This window comes from Corticimicrobacter populi, assembly GCF_003123725.1.
Lineage (GTDB): Bacteria > Pseudomonadota > Gammaproteobacteria > Burkholderiales > Burkholderiaceae_B > Corticimicrobacter > Corticimicrobacter populi.
The window spans coordinates 141,848-158,238 of sequence record NZ_QETA01000005.1 but is presented as its reverse complement, the minus strand read 5'-3'; the positions used below and the strand labels follow the sequence as shown (position 1 = coordinate 158,238).

The following is a 16,391-nucleotide window of genomic DNA, read 5'->3' as shown; positions in this document are numbered from 1 at the left end:
CAGTCCGCTTACTGCCGGCTGACAGTCGGCAGCCTCCGTACATTCGCATATAACCAACGTTGCAGGACACGATGCACCGCCGGCATCGCCAGATAGACCATCACAGGCACCTGCAGCAGGGTCACCAGCAACAACCGCAGCGGCAACGGCGCACCGACCAGCGGTGCCTGCAAAATGGTATTGAGCAGCAACGAAAGAGGAAACAGTGCCAGCCAGATGGCGCAGGCCTTTTTCCAGCGCGGCGGCTCGGCCTCGCGCTGGCCGAACACGCTCTCTACACTGTCCACGCGCATGATCTCGGTCGAGCGCACCAAGGTCTCGCCACGCTCCAGCCACATCCGCCGCGGCAATGACTTCTCCCAGGCCTTGAGCGACTGCGCATCCTGGAAACGGAACATGATCTGATATTCATCCCCGCCGGGTGCGGGTGCCAGCGTGCCGGCACCGAGGAAACCGGGAAAACCTGCCGCCAGCAGGATCCCCCGGCGCATCCAGGATTGGAATTCGCTGAACCGATCCGGCGAGATCCGACGGGTCACGAGTAAAGTAACGGGCTTGGAGAGGGGCGAGTCCATGATGCGTATCCTGCAAGGAACAGAGTAGGGGCATACAGGAACAAGCAAAAATCGTGCCAGGGTTTTCCCTAGAAATTACAGGGCGCAAACATCAGGGTTTTCACCAATACAGCGCATTTTTCCAACCAGCATTGCTGCGGCGCACCAACCCAGGCAAAATACGCACCAGAGTGGTGCGCTCACAATCTGAACAAATCCAGATCCGTCAGACCAGCTCAGCCCACAGATCGTATTCGTCGGCATCGATCACGCGTACACGTACCATATCGCCCGGTTTGAGCGAAGTGGACTCAATAAAGACATTGCCATCGATTTCAGGCGCATCGGCAGCCGAGCGGGCCACGGCACCATCCTCATCGACCTCGTCGACCAGTACATCGATCTCGCGGCCGATCTTGCGCTGCAGACGGGCCGCGCTGATGGCTTGCTGGTGCGCCATGAAGCGCTCCCAGCGCGACTGCTTGATCTCGTCAGGCACCTGTTCCATCCCCAGGTCATTGGCGGGTGCGCCATCGACCGGCGAGTACTGAAAACAGCCAACTCGATCGAGTTGCGCCTCGGTCATCCAGTCGAGCAGATACTGGAAATCCTCCTCGGTCTCGCCCGGGAAACCGACGATGAACGTCGAGCGGATGGTCAGATCAGGACAGATTTCGCGCCACTGCTTGATGCGCGCCAGCGTGCGGTCCTCGAACGCCGGCCGCTTCATGGCCTTGAGCACCTGCGGACTGGCATGCTGGAACGGAATATCGAGATAGGGCAACAGCTTGCCTGCGGCCATCAGCGGCACCACATCATCCACATTGGGATAGGGATAGACGTAATGCAGCCGCACCCAGACGCCCATGTTCGACAGCGCTTCGCAGAGTTCCTTCATGCGCGTCTTGACCGGCTGACCGTTCCAGAAATCGAGCTTGTACTTGAGATCGACACCATAGGCGCTGGTGTCCTGCGAGATCACCAACAGCTCCTTCACGCCAGCCTTGACCAGCCGCTCGGCCTCGGACAGCACATCGCCCACCGGGCGGCTAACCAGCTTGCCACGCATGCTGGGGATAATACAGAAGCTGCAATTGTGATTACAGCCTTCGGAAATCTTCAGGTAGGCATAATGGCGCGGCGTCAGCTTGACGCCCTGGGGCGGCACCAGATCGACGAAAGGATCGTGACTGACCTGGGGCGGAGCCGCCTCGTGCACGGCACGCACCACCTGTTCATACTGCTGCGGACCGGTTACGGCCAGCACGCTGGGATGCACGTCGCGGATGTGGTCTTCTTCCACGCCCATACAGCCCGTCACGATCACCCGCCCGTTCTCGGCCAGCGCCTCGCCAATCGCATCAAGTGATTCGACCTTGGCGCTGTCGATGAAGCCACAGGTGTTGACCACCACCACATCGGCATCCTCGTAGGTCGGCACGATCTGATAGCCTTCCGTGCGCAACTGGGTCAGGATGCGTTCGCTATCGACGGTATTCTTGGGACAGCCGAGGCTGACGAAACCGACCTTGGGCGCGGCGGCAGGAGAAGCGGCGGACATAGGAGGAAAAACCTTTTTCAGGGATGCGCAGACGGCATCGGATAGATGGGCGAACACTCGATTTTAAAAGAATATTCGCCCTCCGCCCGCAATAGCCCTCAAAGCTGGTTGGCGCTGGCCACTCCGCGATTGTAGGCATCCACCATGCCACCGATCCGATCAGCATCTCCATCCTGCTTCAGATTGCGGTAATAGGCCAGGACATCGATCATGGCCCCGGCCAGATGGTCATAGGCAAAAGCAGGCTTGCGCTCCTCTCCAGCCGCGTCCTTCTGACGCAGATACTCATTCCTGAGATCGGTAGCGGCCTGCTGCAATTGCGCTGCCAGATCGTCTGTGGTCTCGAACACCATCGGCTGACCAGTCGTATTCTGCTCGACCAGCGCGCTGACAAGATCTTGCCCCAACTGGATATTGAGCAATGCGTAATACGGCAGCTTGTTGTCCTGGCTCTTCAGCTTGTCCAGATCGGCCTTGCGACGCGCATCAAGGTGACGCCCCAGCGCATCATCGAACTCATTCAGGGCAGCCAGAGCCCCCTCGAAAGCACCACGAATCGCCGGATCGGCAGCCTTGCCCTTGGCGACGCCATCGTCCTTGTAGGCGTTGGACGAATAGTAGACATCCAGCTCGCGATGCTGCGCGAACAGGGTGTCCAGCGCCGCAATCAACCGGTCCGCAATCGCATCGAGATCCGAGTAGCGATCGCCCTCGATACCGCGTGCCTGCTTGAGACTGTCAAGCGGACGATCCAGGTTCGACACCGAAAACCCCAGCGTACTGTTGGCTGTCGCCTTGGAGAAATCCTGGCGCAGATAGCCTGCGGCCTGGTACTTGAGACCATACTCATTGGACAGCGCATTGAAAGCAGTCACATAACCGGCCAGCTTGCGGCCTTCATCCTGCGCAACCGTCGTCGCGCCTTCTGCCTGCTGCCCTGCGGCAGGTGCCTGGGTGCTGGCAGCTTCCTTGTCACCGCAGGCGGCAAGGCCTGCGCCCAACAACAGGACGACCGCAGTCTGTCGCAACAATCCCAGGGCGGTTCCTCGATTTTTTTCCTGCATGGCAAACTCCTCTGTTCCAAAGAGCCGGCAGTGTAGATCAGCGCTTTGTCGCAGACCCGTACCATTCGTATCCAAATCAATCCCTCTCCCCCTGCTGCTATCATCCAGACACCAGCGACTTTTGGCCCTGTCTCATCATGTCCGTCCACCACACACCGCCTGCCCACCAACCCACCTCCAACGTGAGCGTACTGGTCTTTGAAAGCCTGTCTTATCCAGAGCTCCTGCAACAGGCGCGCGGCCTGCTGGCCGGCGAGCATGACCGGATCGCCAATGCCGCCAACCTGAGCGCCCTGGTTTTTGAAAGCCTGCCCGACCTGAACTGGGCCGGCTTCTATTTTTTCGACGGTACAGAACTGGTACTCGGCCCGTTTCAGGGACGTCCGGCCTGTGTCCGCATTCCGCTGGGCCGCGGCGTCTGCGGTACTGCCGCACGCGCGCGCAGCACCCAGGTCGTGGCCGACGTGCACGCCTTTCCCGGACATATCGCCTGCGACGCTGCCTCCAATGCCGAAATCGTCGTGCCACTGATCCTGAACGACGGCACGCTGCTGGGCGTATGGGATGTGGACAGCCCGCTGGCAGGCCGTTTCACGGATGCAGACCGTGACGGCATGCAGGCGCTGTGTGCGCTCTACCTGGATAGCATCCAGCCTGGCAGCGCCTCCTGAGCGGACACCATCGGGATGCGAATTTTCCTGATTGAAGACGAGCCCGAGCTCGCCCGCTGGGTCTCGCGCTCACTGGCCCGACATTCCGGCTTCGTGGTCGAGTGGGCCGACGACGGCATCGTGGCCGACCGTCGGCTGTCGCTCGAGGAGTTCGATGCTGTCGTCCTGGACCTGGGCCTGCCGGGTATGGACGGCCATGCCGTGCTGAGTCGCATGCGCGCCCGCGACGATCGAACTCCGGTTCTGGTGCTCACGGCACGCGACTCGCTGGCAGAAAGAGTTGGCTCGCTACACGGGGGGGCAGACGACTTCCTGCCCAAACCCTTCATGATCGAAGAACTCGAAGCCCGCCTGCAGGCCCTCATCCGTCGCAGCCGGGGTCGCGAGCATCCCCGCCTGGCCTGCGGTCCGTTGCATTACGACACAGCTGCACAAAAGTTTTCACTCGATCAACAGGTGTTGCCCCTGTCTCCGCGCGAACACGCCGTCCTGCGTGCCCTCATCCAGCGCAGCGGTGAACCGGTCAAGAAACAGCAGATTCTGGAGCGCGTCTTTTCCGACGACAGCGACGTCAACCTTGAAGCCATCGAAGTCCTGATCCATCGGCTGCGCAAAAAGCTCACCGACAGCGGGGTGCGCATCACCACCATGCGAGGCCTGGGCTATTGCCTGGAAGAAAACGATGGCGATCCCACGCAGCCTTAAATGGCAACTGCTCTCCTGGGTCATTCCGGCGCTGCTGCTGAGCCTGGGTGTCGGGCTCTGGATTTCCACCACACTGCTGGACGAACAGGCTGAAGCTGCCTATGACCGATCCCTGGCTGGCGTTGTGCGGGCACTCGACCTGAACATCTCGACGGCCAGCGGCGGACTGGCGCTCGAACAACCCTACCGGTTGCTGGAGTTCTTCCAGTTGACAGCCAGCGGCAACGTCTATTACCACGTCTCGACCGAGGACGGCCTGGCCGAGATCGGCCATCCGCGCCTGCCTCTGCCACACGGTCCCCTCCAGGATGGCCAGCTTTATTTCTACAACACCACCTACCTGGGCAACGAACCGGTACGCGTCGCCACCATGGCCCGCCAACTGGACCTTCCATCCAGCGAGTCAGCGCCAGAAACAGCGCAGCGCCCATCCAGTCACCCAGCCACCGCCCCTTCTCGCGTCATCATCCAGGTGGCCGAAAGTATGGAAGGACGCCACCTGTTCACCCAGAGCATCCTGATCCGCAGCATCGGCCGCGATGTACTGGTGATCCTGCTGAGCGCCGTGCTGCTGGTAGCCGGCATCATCATCGCTCTGCGCCCGCTCAACCGCCTGCGCAACGAGATGCGCCGCCGCCACCCCGATGATCTGCGCCCCATCGACACCCAGGATATTCCTGCCGAAGTCCTGCCACTGGTCGATGCCGTCAACCAGCACATGGCCCGCTTCTCGTGCCAGGCAGAACAGCAGCGACAATTCCTTGACGACGCGTCTCATCAGTTGCGCACCCCGTTGTCGGTGCTGCGAACCCAGATCGGCTACGCCCTGCGCGAGAACGACCCCGCCGAGACCCACGAAGCGCTGCGTTCGATGGCCAGCGGCCTGGATCGGGCCGTGCGCGTCACCAACCAGATGCTGGCCCTGGCACGGGCACGCGATGCCGGACTGCAGGACAGGTCAGCGGCCCGCTCACGCTTTGACCTAGGACTGGCCACCGAAGAAGCGGTACGGTTCCTGCTGGCCAATGCCCGCGCACGCCGCCTGCAATACGATCTCGACCTGCCCGACGAACCCGTCATGCTGGCGGGCGACCGCCTGCTGGTACAGGAAGCCATCGTCAATCTGATCGACAACGCCATCCGCTACAGCCCCGAGCGCGGCACGGTCAGCATCAGTCTCTCCTTCGAGGCCGCCTGCGCCCTGGTCTGCATTGATGACAGCGGCCCTGGCATGGGTGCCGACGACCTCGCACAGGCCGGCGTACGCTTTCGGCGCGGTGCGGCAGGCAAGGGCAAGAGTGGTGCGGGCCTGGGACTGGCCATCGTGCGCACAATTGTCGAAGCCCACGACGGCAAATTGATCCTGCAAACCTCCGAGCAACTGGGTGGTCTGCAGGCCAGACTGGTGTTTCCCCTAGGGTAGATTGAAAGGCAACCGAAAGCCTGCTGTGCGTAAGGTGTCGTCATGCAGAGCGTACAACCACAATACCGCCTGCTTTTCTTCCCCCTTACGGAGACAACTGTAATGGCTATCAAAAAAATCGGCACCAGCTTCATGCTGGCAGCCAGCCTGATCGCATCCGCCCTGCCCGCCTCCGCGCAGGCCGAACCCAACCGTCCCGAATGCATCGCACCGGCACAGCCCGGCGGTGGTTTCGACCTGACCTGCCGCCTGGCCCAGGCAGCCTTGCGGCAAAGCGGCGCACTGGAAAGTCCGCTGCGCATCGTCTACATGCCCGGCGGCATCGGTGCCGTGGCCTACAACAACATCGTCGCACAGCGCCCCGCCGAAGGCGGCTCCATCGTGGCTTTCTCCGGCGGCTCGCTGCTCAACCTCGCCACGGGCAAGTTCGGCCGCTACACCGTCGATGACGTCCGCTGGGTTGCCGGCATCGGTGCCGACTACGGCATGGCCGTGGTCCGCGAGGATTCTCCCTACAAGAACCTCGACGACCTCATGAACGCCCTGCGCGAAGACCCGAGCAAGGTCATCTTCGGGGCCGGCGGCACGGTCGGCAGCCAGGACTGGATGAAGGCTGCCCTCACCGCCCAGGCCGCCGATGTCGACTACAAGAAGATGCGCTTCGTCGCCTTCGAAGGCGGCGGCGAGGGGATCACCGCGCTGCGCGGTGGTCATATCCAGGTCTTCATGGGCGATGCTGCCGAAGCCATCTCCATGCTGGAAGGCGGCGCGCCCATTCGCGTGCTGGCCGTCTACAACGACGAACGTCTGCCCGGCCGCCTGGCCGACGTGCCTACAGCAAAGGAGCAGGGCTACGACATCGAGTGGCCAATCATCCGCGGCTTCTACGTAGGCCCCAAGGTCTCCGACGCCGACTATGAGTGGTGGGTGGATGCCTTCAAAACCACCATGGCCACACCGGAATTTGCCGAGCTGCAGGCACAGCAGGGCCTGTTTCCCTTCGCCATGACCGGCCCCGATCTGGATGCCTACGTCAAGGAACAGGTTCAGAAATACGCCGAGCTGGCCGCCTCCTTTGGTCTCGTCAAGAAGTAAGAAGCATCCATCATGAATGATCGCATCCTTGGCATTGCTGCCCTGGTGCTGGCCGCCTTCATGACGTGGTTCGGCCACGACCTGGAGGCGCCCTTCGCCTACGAACCCCTCGGCCCCAAGGCCTTTCCCCTGTTGCTGGCGCTGGTCATCGCTCTCTGCGGCCTGACGCTCATCATCAAGAATCGCCATACGGCCGACCCCAATCCACCCGGTGCCAATGCCCGCATTGGCGTCATGATCACCATCGTGGCCGGCTACGCCATGCTGTTCCAGTGGCTGGGCTTCGTCATTTCGACAGCCCTGATGACCACGCTGGTGGCACGTCTGTTCGGAGGCCGCTGGGTCTACGCCATCATCGGCGGCGTTGTCATGGGTGTGGCCTTCTTCCTGCTGTTCGACAAGGTACTTGACGTCGTATTGCCTACCGGCCTGCTCGGAGACCTGCTATGAGCGATATTTTTGAACACCTGAGCATGGGCTTTGGCGTGGCCCTGTCCTGGCAAAACGTGCTGGTTGCCGCGCTGGGCTCATTCTTCGGCACCATCGTCGGCGTCCTGCCCGGCCTGGGGCCCATCAACGGCGTGGCCATGCTGATCCCGATCGCATTCGCCATGAACCTGCCCCCCGAAACGGCACTGATCCTGCTGGCTGCCGTATACGTGGGTGCCGAGTACGGCGGGCGGATTACCTCGATCCTGCTGAATGTCCCCGGCGAAGCCGCCTCGGTCATGACCACGCTCGACGGCTACCCCCTGGCACGCAAGGGTCTGGGCAGCGTAGCCCTGTCCCTGTCGGCATGGTCTTCGTTCTGCGGTTCGTTCGTGGCTTTCATCGGCATCGTCATCTTCGCTCCGCTGCTGGCCAGTTGGGCGCTGGCCTTCGGCCCCCCCGAGTATTTCGCCCTGATGGTCTTCGCCTTCTGCTGCCTGACCAGCCTGCTGGGTCAGAATCCCGCCAAGGGCGTACTGGCGGCGGCACTCGGCCTGTCGATCTCGACTGTCGGCGTAGACTCCAACTCCGGTGTCTACCGTTTCACGTTCGACTCACCCAACCTGGCCGACGGCATCGACTTCGTGGTGGTCGTGATCGCGCTCTTTGCCATCAGTGAAATGCTGCAGATGCTGGAAAACGTGGTCGGAGGCATGTCGGTCAAGGTCCCCAAGAGCGAGCGCAAGTTGTTCAACCTGAAGGAGTTCAAGTTCACGCTGCCCAGCGTAATCCGCAGCGCACTGACCGGCTTCGGCCTGGGTGTGCTGCCTGGCGCAGGTGCCAGCGTCGCCTCGGCCGTCACCTATGCAAACGAGAAGCGCCTGATCGAGCAAAAGGACCCCAACGCCTGCTTCGGCAAGGGCGACATGCGCGGCCTGGTGGCCCCAGAGGCGGCCAACAACGCCTCCGCCACCGGCTCCTTCATTCCCATGCTGACGCTGGGCGTACCCGGCTCGGGCACGACAGCGGTCATGATGGGCGCACTCACGCTCTACAACATCACGCCCGGCCCGGTACTGTTCGAGACCCAGCCGCTGCTGATCTGGGGCCTGATCGCCTCACTGTTCGTCGCCAACGTGATCCTGCTGATCATGAACGTGCCGATGGTGCGCCTCTTTGCCAGTATCCTGGCAATTCCGCCCTGGTTGCTGGTTCCCGGCATCGTCAGCATCAGCTTTATCGGTGTGTACGCCATCAACGCGACCCGATTCGACCTGATGATGGTTGCCGGGCTGGGGCTGATCGGCTACTTCCTGCGCAAAGCCGAAATGCCCATGGCTCCGCTGATCCTTGGCGTCGTGCTGGGCGATCTGATGGAGCAAAACCTGCGCCGGGCCCTGTCGATGTCCAATGGTGAAGTCGGCATCCTGTTCGCCAGTCCGATCACAGTGCTGTTCTGGGTGCTGTCGATCTCGGTGGTGATCGTGCCGCTGGCGTATCGACGGTGGAATCGACGGCAGAAAGCGGCGGACAAGCCGGTGCAGCACAAGGATACAGCCCCCTGAGGGCGCGATACCGGCGACACCCCGGGACAATGCCATACAGCGACAGCGGGCCCAGCAAGGAAGACTTGCCGGGCCCGTCTGCTTCTCCCTACCGGGGAATCAAGTAATGGAGACGCGCATGCGCACGAAATTTCGTTATAAACCATTACTTACAAGTAAGGATATTCTGCTAGGATACAGGTATCAATCCCAATTCATTGATAATTAATAACAATCCTCATTCCGCAGATGTCCGACACTCATCGTTTCACCAGCACATCCTGTCCGCCACACCAAACCGACGAAATAGACCTTGTCACCCTGCTCCGCTCCCTCTGGCAACAGAAATTGCTGATCATCGGAACCATGATCGCCTTTGTGACTATTGGCGTATTCTACGCCTTTGTCATCGCAAAGCCCCGCTACGAAGCAACGGTCTATCTGGACGAACCTTTTGCAGGTTCCCTGGCCCTCCTCAACGAGGGCCGTACGCTGCGACCGATCCAGCAATTGCCCAACACAGCCAGCCTGACAACCAATCTCAAACCCTACACTCCATCCGAGATTTTCACTTACACCAAGCATTTCCTGGGTTCTGACACCCTGCAGCAACAGCAAATCCGTTACGTCCTCGATATCTCCAAGGGCGATGCATTGCCGATCCAAGAGCTGCAAAGCAATGGGTGGCGCATCCAGGCCGTCCCTCCTGCCGCCAAGGGCAGACAGCTTTACCGCATCAGTGCCTATGCGCACACACAGCAGGCCGCACAGGATGATCTGATTCATTATCTGAAACTTTTACAGCAGTACGCCACCGACACTTTGCTGGACGACAGCGGCAGTGACACTCAGCTGGCGATCGATAATATCCAGCGCACGTTACAAGAGCAACGTGTTGTGGCGCGCGAACAGCGCCAGGACCAGATCGCCCGACTCAAGGAAGCCTTGCAGATTGCCCGTGCGGCCGATCTGGAGCAACCGCAGTTCACTGTCGCCCAGGCGCCGGGCCAGGATACGCTGCGTCCCTACATAGATGGCAGCGCACTCTACGCACGTGGCATCCAGGCACTCGAAGCCGAACTCAAGATACTGGAAACGCGCCAAAGCGACGACGCCTATATCGATAGCTTGCGCGAATACGAAGCCCAATTGCGACTGCTGCAGGCCATACGCCTGGACCAGCTCAGCGATTTTATGCCGTATCGGCTTGATGGCGAAATGTACGTCTCGGACAGCCCCGTCAGCCCCAAGAAATTCCTGATACTGGCCCTGGCCGCCATCCTGGGAGCAATGACGGGAACCTTTCTGGTGCTGGGCCGACAATTCTGGAGAACTCACAAAGGCTAGACTTTCATCCCATCGATATACCGCTCTGCAGGCACGGCATGAGGTCACTGCATATGCACGTATAATAAGGCTTCTCACTTGCAAAATATGCTTACGTGATTTTCGTGCGCAGCCCTTTTCTGCATCCGCATTACCTGTCTGCATGGTCCAAGTCATGTCCCATCTTCCTGAACCACACTCGCGCGCCACTACGCCCACCAACGAAATCGACCTCCTGGTGCTGGCTCGGGCCATCTGGTCCCATAAATACCTGCTTCTTGCGTATATCGTCGGCGCCATCATCCTGGCTGCCTTGTATGTGTTTATCATCGCCACACCCCGCTATGCCGTATCGGTCTATGTCGACGCCCCATTCAGCGGCAATCTGGCGCAACTCAACAAGGGGCGTGGACCAGCAGGGCTCGAACCCTATACGCCCGGACAGGTATTTGCCTACTTCACCCGCAGGCTGGGCTCGGACGAAGCCTTTCAGCGTTATCTGCAGATCACGCTGCAGCATCCCGACGGCACCACCCTGCCGGCCAGCGAACTGGCGGGCAACGACTGGCGCGTCAGTATCGACGCCCCCCAGCCCAAGGGGCGCAACCTGTACAAGATCACGGTGCAGGACAACACCAGCCAAGCCGCGTACGATGGCCTGGTACGCTATCTGAACCTGGCCCGGTCCCAGGCGGCTGACACCCTGATCGACGATGCACGGCAATCCATCGCCCTGTCCATTCGCAACATCGAGCGCACCCTGGATGAGCACCGCCAGGTCACGCGCGAAAAACGCGAAGATCGCACCCAGCGCCTGACTGAAGCCTTGGCCGTGGCCCGCGCCATCGGCCTGCAGCAACCGCAATTGACCCTGGCGCAACCGCCCAGCCAGGATGCCCTGCGCCCCTATCTGGATGGCAGCGAATTGTATGCCCGCGGCATCAAGGCACTCGAGGCCGAACTGGCTGTACTCAAGGCGCGCGAAAACGACGATCCCTTCATCAGCAACCTGCGCGAAGAACAGGCCCGGCTAAGACTGCTGCAGGAAATCGACATCCAGTTGGACAATGTGCACCTGTTCCGGTTCGATGGTGAAGTCATCCAGCCGGAAAAGCCTGTGCATCCCAAGAAAAAAATGATTCTGGTGCTCGCCGTACTACTAGGCAGCATGCTGGGTGTCCTCCATATTCTGTGGCAACGAATATTACGCTCTGGAACCGCATTCTGATCACCTCCAGGAATACGATGTCCCATCGCGTTCTTGGAATACTTATGCCCCTAGACTGTGCTGCCCGATTACAATCTGAGTTTCCAGAGATATAACAACGCGCATGCCCACCCTTCTAGTCACCGGCGGCACTGGTTTCATCGGTAGCCATACCAGCGTCGTCCTGCAGCAGGCCGGCCACGATCTCCTGATCCTGGACAATCTGTGCAACAGTCAGCGCACCACGTTGCCCGCCATCGCACAGATATCCGGCAGACCACCTCTGTTCATCGAAGGCGACGTCCGCGATACCGAATTGCTGGCGCGAATTTTCAGCGAGCACACCATCGACGCCGTCCTGCACTTTGCCGGCCTCAAGGCAGTGGGTGAATCCACCCAAATCCCGCTGGTCTACTACGACAACAACGTACACGGCAGTACCGCCTTGCTGCAAGCCATGCAACAGGCCCAGGTGCGCACGTTCATTTTTTCATCCTCCGCCACTGTCTATGGCGATCCCCAGTACTTGCCGCTGACCGAGGCTCATCCGCGCAACGCCACCAACCCCTACGGCCACACCAAGTTGATGGTAGAAGACATCCTGGAAAATCTCTACCAGAGCGAACCCGGCTGGCGCATCGCGCGGCTGCGCTACTTCAATCCGGTCGGTGCACACCCCAGCGCCTGCATCGGCGAGGCACCACGGGGGATTCCTAACAATCTGATGCCTTATATCGCCCAGGTCGCTACCGGAGAACGCCCACTGCTCAATGTATTCGGCGATGACTACGATACGCCCGACGGCACCGGTATACGCGACTACATTCATGTGATGGACCTGGCCGAAGGACATGCTGCCGCGCTGGATTACTGCCTGCGTCATACACAGACACTGCTTACCACCAACTTGGGAACAGGACAGGGTTATTCCGTCATGCAGATGATCCGGGCCTACGAGCAAACATGCGGCCAGCCGATCCCCTATGAAATCGCGACACGCCGCCCCGGCGACATCGCCGCATGCTGGGCCGATACCCGTCATGCCCAGGCTACCCTGGCCTGGCGCGCCACACGAAGCCTGCAAGATATGTGCGAGGACGCATGGCGCTGGGCCAAGGCTTCTAATGCTGCGTGAGCCTCACCATATCATGACTCATTCATCCTGACATGCATATCAGCAGAAGAAAGCGCAAGCTCCTATACCGCACCCGCTCGGTACTCTCGCAGATTGTGCTGGCGATCTTCGATCTGGCCACCTTCAACCTGGGACCGCTGATCGCCATTCTGTTGGTCATGAGCCTATGGGGCAATCTCGATAACTATATACCTGACGCCGAAATCGTATCCCGCCTGGGTGCCCATTTTTTACTCTCTTTGAGTTGCGTAGTCTGGTTCTGGGCAAGACTGCGCCATTACACCTATCGCAAGACCTTCTGGTTCGAGCTCAAAGATATCCTGCACACCCTCGCTATTTTCGCAGTTATCGACCTGGCCATCATAGCCTTCTCCAAATGGCACCTGTCACGCTATATCTGGGTATTCACCTGGTCATCGATCCTGGTACTGTTGCCCCTGTTCCGATTCTTCGCCAAGGTCCTGCTCCAACGCTTGAACCTATGGCAGAAACAATGCGTCATTATCGGCACAGGCAGCAATGCCACCGATGCCTTCAATGCGCTGCACGGCGAAACGGATTTGGGCCTCGACATTCAGTATTTTTTTGCCAATCATGCCATCTCAAGCCGGCAGTACCTACACGGCCTGCCAGTTATTGGCGACGAACGGCTGCTCTGGCGCACCACGGACCGGCGTCACACGCAATACATTATCGCCTTGGACGACGGTCAGGAAAAACTAGGCGAACACTGGATCAAGCAGTTGGCCATGCGCCGCTGTACCACGGTATCGGTCGTTCCCACCATGCGCGGCTTACCGCTAAACAGCACAGACATGTCCTTCATTTTCCGGCATGAAGTGTTGATCCTGCGCATCAATAGCAACCTGACCAAGAAGTCGGCCCGCTTCCTCAAGCGCAGCTTCGACCTGTGCGGCTCGCTGCTCATCGTCCTGCTCCTTTCGCCGTTGCTGCTGGGCCTGGCGCTATTGGTCATGCGCGACGGAGGCCCGCCCATTTACGGCCACACGCGCGTGGGACGCGACGGCACACCTTTCAAATGTCTGAAATTCCGCTCCATGATCATGAACTCGCAGGAGGTCCTGGCCCGGTTGCTGGACAACGACCCCGCCGCCCGTGAAGAGTGGCAACGAGACTTCAAGTTGAAGGATGACCCCCGGATCACCAAAGTCGGCCATTTCCTGCGCATGAGCAGCCTGGACGAACTGCCTCAGCTTCTCAACGTGATCAGGGGAGACATGAGTCTGGTCGGACCACGTCCGGTCGTCACAGAGGAACTGCAGCGCTACGGTAGCAACAAGGAATACTACCTGATGGCCAAGCCCGGCATGACCGGACTCTGGCAGGTCAGCGGGCGAAATAATGTTGACTACGATACCCGCATCTACTTTGATGCGTGGTACGTCAAGAACTGGTCACTGTGGAATGATATTGCTATTCTGTTCAAAACGATCAGGACCGTATTGAAAAGGGAAGGGGCCTACTGACCTCATGAGGCCGGACCGGAAAGAACACGCCCCTTTCAGGTCCCTCGCTTAGGCGTTATGCTGGGTCAGTCTGTCATCAACCAACGATCTGAAGTGCTCGCGGAAATACGCTGCATTGAAGGTTTCGGCATGTGCGCGGATACGAGCTCGATCCGCCACGAAGCCACTTTCGAAACGTACCACAGCATCACATAGTGCGGCAGTGGTTTGAGCAGGATAGAGCACCCCGGTCTGTCCATCGATCACCGTTTCCAATGCACCGCCAGCGCCGAAGGCAATCACCGGCGTACCGCAAGCTTGCGCCTCCACGGGGAGAATCCCAAAGTCTTCCTCGGCGGCAAATACAAATGCCTGCGCCCGCTGCAGGTAATCCTTCAATACCGGAAACGGCTGATAGCCCAGGATCTGCACATTGGATGCAACAGCAGCCTGGATCTTTCCCATTTGCGGACCATCACCAATCACCACCAGCCGCTTGTCAGGCATCTGCGCAAACGCCTGTACAATCAGGTCCATCTTTTTGTACGGCACCATGCGTGAAGCCGTAACGTAGAAACTATCTCGCTCCTCCGACAGTTCAAAATCATCCGTTGCAACACAGGGATAGATCACTGTGGCTTCTCGCCGGTACACTTTCCAGATACGCTGTGCGATATAGCCGCTGTTGGCCACGAAGCAATCGACGCCATTTGCCGTGCGATAGTCCCAGGCGCGGATCCGGTGCAGCAGGTAGCGCACCAGCCAGCCCCTGACGCCGTGCTCCAGCCCTGACTCATGCAAATATTGGGACTGCAGATCCCAGGCATACCGCATCGGGGAATGGCAATAGCACACGTGCAACTGGCGCGGCCCGGTGATCACCCCCTTGGCCACGGCATGACTGCTGCTGATCACCAAATCGTAGGACGACAGGTCAAACTGTTCTATGGCCAGCGGCATCAGCGGCAAATAGTGCCTGTAAAAACGCCTCGCTCCCGGCAAGCGCTGGATAAAGCTGGTCTGCGCTCGGCGTCCGTGCAACGAAGCACGCTGACGGTCATCCAGGAAATCCACCACGCTGAACACATCGGCCTGGGGATACAGCGCAATCAATTCGGCCAATACCTTTTCGGCTCCTCCCAGGGTCACAAGCCAGTCATGGATGATGGCAACTTTCATGGCAATATCAACTCCATCGCAATGGCCAGTCGGGGTCATTGTCCAGCGTACCGATTGCAGCCCTCAGGCGCTCGGCCACACGATCCCAGGTAAACACGGCTGCCCGTTCCCGGCCTCTGACCGTCAACATCCTGCGCAGGCCGGCATCGGAATACAAGCGCTGGATACCCCGCGTCATATCCTGCTCATCGCACGGATCCACCAGCAGAGCCGCGTCGCCCGCGATTTCCGGCATGGACGTCAGGTTCGAAGTCAGTACCGGCGTACCGCAGGAAAAAGCCTCCACAATAGGCAGACCAAAACCTTCGTAAAGAGAAGGAAACGCCAGAAACAAGGCACCCCGGTACAACGCAGCCAGTTGCGTTTCGCTCACCCGGCCGGTAAACACCAATCGGCCACTCAAATCCAGCTCGGCCGCCAGCACCTCAAGCTGCCTGCAGGCAGGCCCCGTCAGCACCAGATTGACGTGCGTCGGCAGCCCCGCCTGCGCGAATGCCCGCAACAGGGCGGGTTCGTTCTTGTGCCCCTTGCGGTTGCCCACGCCCAACACATATTCGCCATAATCCAATACCCGCTTGCCTTCCGACACAAAGACAGGCGATACCCCATTACCGACATTGAACACGCGTTCGGGCTGAATGCCAAACCATTCCACAATGCGCTGGCGCGAAAACTCCGACACAGTGAACACCCCGCGGGCCCTGCGGCACAACCAGGCTAGAACCACCCGGTAGTAGAGGCGCTTCATCCGGCTGCTGTTTTCCGGACGATCGACATGGTTCAAATCATGGATGGTCAGGAAACAGGGCAACGAACCGAACAACGGCGCATTGTAGCCCGGCGAAAGAAACCAGTCCCCCGGTGCTGCCTGCGCACGCAGCCGCACAGCAAGACGCCATGGATCCATCGGCGACATCGGCCGACCCGGCAAGGCCAGCGCAGTTACCTGCAAACGCGCGCCCAGTTCAGCAGCAAAGCGGCCGATGCCGTGAGGGCCATCCCAGCGTGGATCAAAAAAGCAGGACATATGAC

At 59.8% G+C, this 16,391-nt stretch carries 15 protein-coding genes; 10 read left to right on the top strand and 5 right to left on the bottom strand.

The genetic code is table 11. The features are described 5' to 3' along the window. Positions 1-8: 8 nt before the first annotated feature. The 3 genes from DD235_RS12505 to DD235_RS12495 form a co-directional block, all read right to left on the bottom strand. A complete protein-coding gene (locus DD235_RS12505; RefSeq protein ID WP_109062434.1) occupies positions 9-575 on the bottom strand; it encodes a putative antibiotic biosynthesis monooxygenase in 567 nt (188 codons plus the stop codon). A gap of 205 nt (positions 576-780) precedes the next feature. Continuing rightward, the gene (rimO, locus tag DD235_RS12500) at positions 781-2,115 is read right to left on the bottom strand and encodes a 30S ribosomal protein S12 methylthiotransferase RimO (RefSeq protein ID WP_109062433.1); all 1,335 of its coding nucleotides are present in this window, start codon (positions 2,113-2,115) and stop codon (positions 781-783) included. Positions 2,116-2,213: 98 nt separating this feature from the next. Further along, positions 2,214-3,179 (bottom strand): DUF3829 domain-containing protein, encoded by a 966-nt coding sequence (locus DD235_RS12495; protein ID WP_109062432.1) that lies wholly within the window; start codon positions 3,177-3,179, stop codon positions 2,214-2,216. A 137-nt stretch (positions 3,180-3,316) separates the two neighbouring features. On the opposite strand from DD235_RS12495, the gene DD235_RS12490 reads away from it, so the two are divergent. The 10 genes from DD235_RS12490 (at position 3,317) to wbaP (ending at position 14,201) form a co-directional block, all read left to right on the top strand. Further along, the gene (locus tag DD235_RS12490; RefSeq protein ID WP_109062431.1) at positions 3,317-3,850 is read left to right on the top strand and encodes a GAF domain-containing protein; all 534 of its coding nucleotides are present in this window, start codon (positions 3,317-3,319) and stop codon (positions 3,848-3,850) included. Positions 3,851-3,865: 15 nt separating this feature from the next. Next, positions 3,866-4,555 carry a response regulator gene (locus DD235_RS12485; protein ID WP_109062430.1) on the top strand — a complete coding sequence of 230 codons (690 nt, stop codon included), beginning with the start codon at positions 3,866-3,868 and terminating at the stop codon, positions 4,553-4,555. Continuing rightward, on the top strand, positions 4,533-5,978 hold the full coding sequence (locus DD235_RS12480) for a sensor histidine kinase (protein ID WP_109062429.1): 1,446 nt from the start codon (positions 4,533-4,535) through the stop codon (positions 5,976-5,978). The genes DD235_RS12485 and DD235_RS12480 overlap by 23 nt, the downstream gene beginning before the upstream one ends. A 132-nt stretch (positions 5,979-6,110) precedes the next feature. After that, positions 6,111-7,073, top strand: coding sequence for a Bug family tripartite tricarboxylate transporter substrate binding protein (locus DD235_RS12475; protein ID WP_239990144.1), 963 nt, complete (start codon positions 6,111-6,113; stop codon positions 7,071-7,073). A 12-nt stretch (positions 7,074-7,085) separates the two neighbouring features. Further along, positions 7,086-7,523, top strand: a complete 438-nt coding sequence (locus tag DD235_RS12470; RefSeq protein WP_109062427.1) for a tripartite tricarboxylate transporter TctB family protein — start codon at positions 7,086-7,088, stop codon at positions 7,521-7,523. Further along, complete coding sequence (locus DD235_RS12465) at positions 7,520-9,067, top strand: tripartite tricarboxylate transporter permease (RefSeq protein ID WP_109062426.1); 1,548 nt, start codon at positions 7,520-7,522, stop codon at positions 9,065-9,067. Before DD235_RS12470 ends, DD235_RS12465 begins: the two co-directional genes overlap by 4 nt. 228 nt (positions 9,068-9,295) lie before the next feature. Beyond that, on the top strand, positions 9,296-10,393 hold the full coding sequence (locus tag DD235_RS12460) for an LPS O-antigen chain length determinant protein WzzB (RefSeq protein WP_109062425.1): 1,098 nt from the start codon (positions 9,296-9,298) through the stop codon (positions 10,391-10,393). 154 nt (positions 10,394-10,547) lie between these two features. Continuing rightward, positions 10,548-11,600 carry an LPS O-antigen chain length determinant protein WzzB gene (locus DD235_RS12455; protein WP_162300490.1) on the top strand — a complete coding sequence of 351 codons (1,053 nt, stop codon included), beginning with the start codon at positions 10,548-10,550 and terminating at the stop codon, positions 11,598-11,600. Positions 11,601-11,703: 103 nt separating this feature from the next. Then, on the top strand, positions 11,704-12,714 hold the full coding sequence (gene galE, locus DD235_RS12450; RefSeq protein ID WP_109062423.1) for a UDP-glucose 4-epimerase GalE: 1,011 nt from the start codon (positions 11,704-11,706) through the stop codon (positions 12,712-12,714). 32 nt (positions 12,715-12,746) lie between these two features. Beyond that, positions 12,747-14,201: an undecaprenyl-phosphate galactose phosphotransferase WbaP gene (wbaP, locus tag DD235_RS12445; protein WP_109062422.1), complete on the top strand. Its 1,455-nt coding sequence runs from the start codon at positions 12,747-12,749 to the stop codon at positions 14,199-14,201. Between the two features lie 48 nt (positions 14,202-14,249). On the opposite strand, the gene DD235_RS12440 is transcribed toward wbaP, so the two are convergent. Both DD235_RS12440 and DD235_RS12435 read right to left on the bottom strand, forming a co-directional pair. Then, positions 14,250-15,359 (bottom strand): glycosyltransferase family 4 protein, encoded by a 1,110-nt coding sequence (locus tag DD235_RS12440; protein WP_109062421.1) that lies wholly within the window; start codon positions 15,357-15,359, stop codon positions 14,250-14,252. Positions 15,360-15,366: 7 nt separating this feature from the next. Further along, positions 15,367-16,386, bottom strand: coding sequence for a glycosyltransferase family 4 protein (locus tag DD235_RS12435; RefSeq protein ID WP_109062420.1), 1,020 nt, complete (start codon positions 16,384-16,386; stop codon positions 15,367-15,369). Positions 16,387-16,391: the final 5 nt, after the last annotated feature.

Coding starts and splice junctions, on each gene's coding strand:
- DD235_RS12440 (WP_109062421.1), bottom strand. CDS start 15,359: ATGAAAGTTGCCATCATCCATGACTGGCTTGTGACCCTGGGAGGAGCC.
- DD235_RS12485 (WP_109062430.1), top strand. CDS start 3,866: ATGCGAATTTTCCTGATTGAAGACGAGCCCGAGCTCGCCCGCTGGGTC.
- DD235_RS12455 (WP_162300490.1), top strand. CDS start 10,548: ATGTCCCATCTTCCTGAACCACACTCGCGCGCCACTACGCCCACCAAC.
- DD235_RS12435 (WP_109062420.1), bottom strand. CDS start 16,386: ATGTCCTGCTTTTTTGATCCACGCTGGGATGGCCCTCACGGCATCGGC.
- galE (WP_109062423.1), top strand. CDS start 11,704: ATGCCCACCCTTCTAGTCACCGGCGGCACTGGTTTCATCGGTAGCCAT.
- DD235_RS12495 (WP_109062432.1), bottom strand. CDS start 3,179: ATGCAGGAAAAAAATCGAGGAACCGCCCTGGGATTGTTGCGACAGACT.
- DD235_RS12470 (WP_109062427.1), top strand. CDS start 7,086: ATGAATGATCGCATCCTTGGCATTGCTGCCCTGGTGCTGGCCGCCTTC.
- DD235_RS12475 (WP_239990144.1), top strand. CDS start 6,111: ATGCTGGCAGCCAGCCTGATCGCATCCGCCCTGCCCGCCTCCGCGCAG.
- rimO (WP_109062433.1), bottom strand. CDS start 2,115: ATGTCCGCCGCTTCTCCTGCCGCCGCGCCCAAGGTCGGTTTCGTCAGC.
- DD235_RS12460 (WP_109062425.1), top strand. CDS start 9,296: ATGTCCGACACTCATCGTTTCACCAGCACATCCTGTCCGCCACACCAA.
- wbaP (WP_109062422.1), top strand. CDS start 12,747: ATGCATATCAGCAGAAGAAAGCGCAAGCTCCTATACCGCACCCGCTCG.
- DD235_RS12505 (WP_109062434.1), bottom strand. CDS start 575: ATGGACTCGCCCCTCTCCAAGCCCGTTACTTTACTCGTGACCCGTCGG.
- DD235_RS12465 (WP_109062426.1), top strand. CDS start 7,520: ATGAGCGATATTTTTGAACACCTGAGCATGGGCTTTGGCGTGGCCCTG.
- DD235_RS12490 (WP_109062431.1), top strand. CDS start 3,317: ATGTCCGTCCACCACACACCGCCTGCCCACCAACCCACCTCCAACGTG.
- DD235_RS12480 (WP_109062429.1), top strand. CDS start 4,533: ATGGCGATCCCACGCAGCCTTAAATGGCAACTGCTCTCCTGGGTCATT.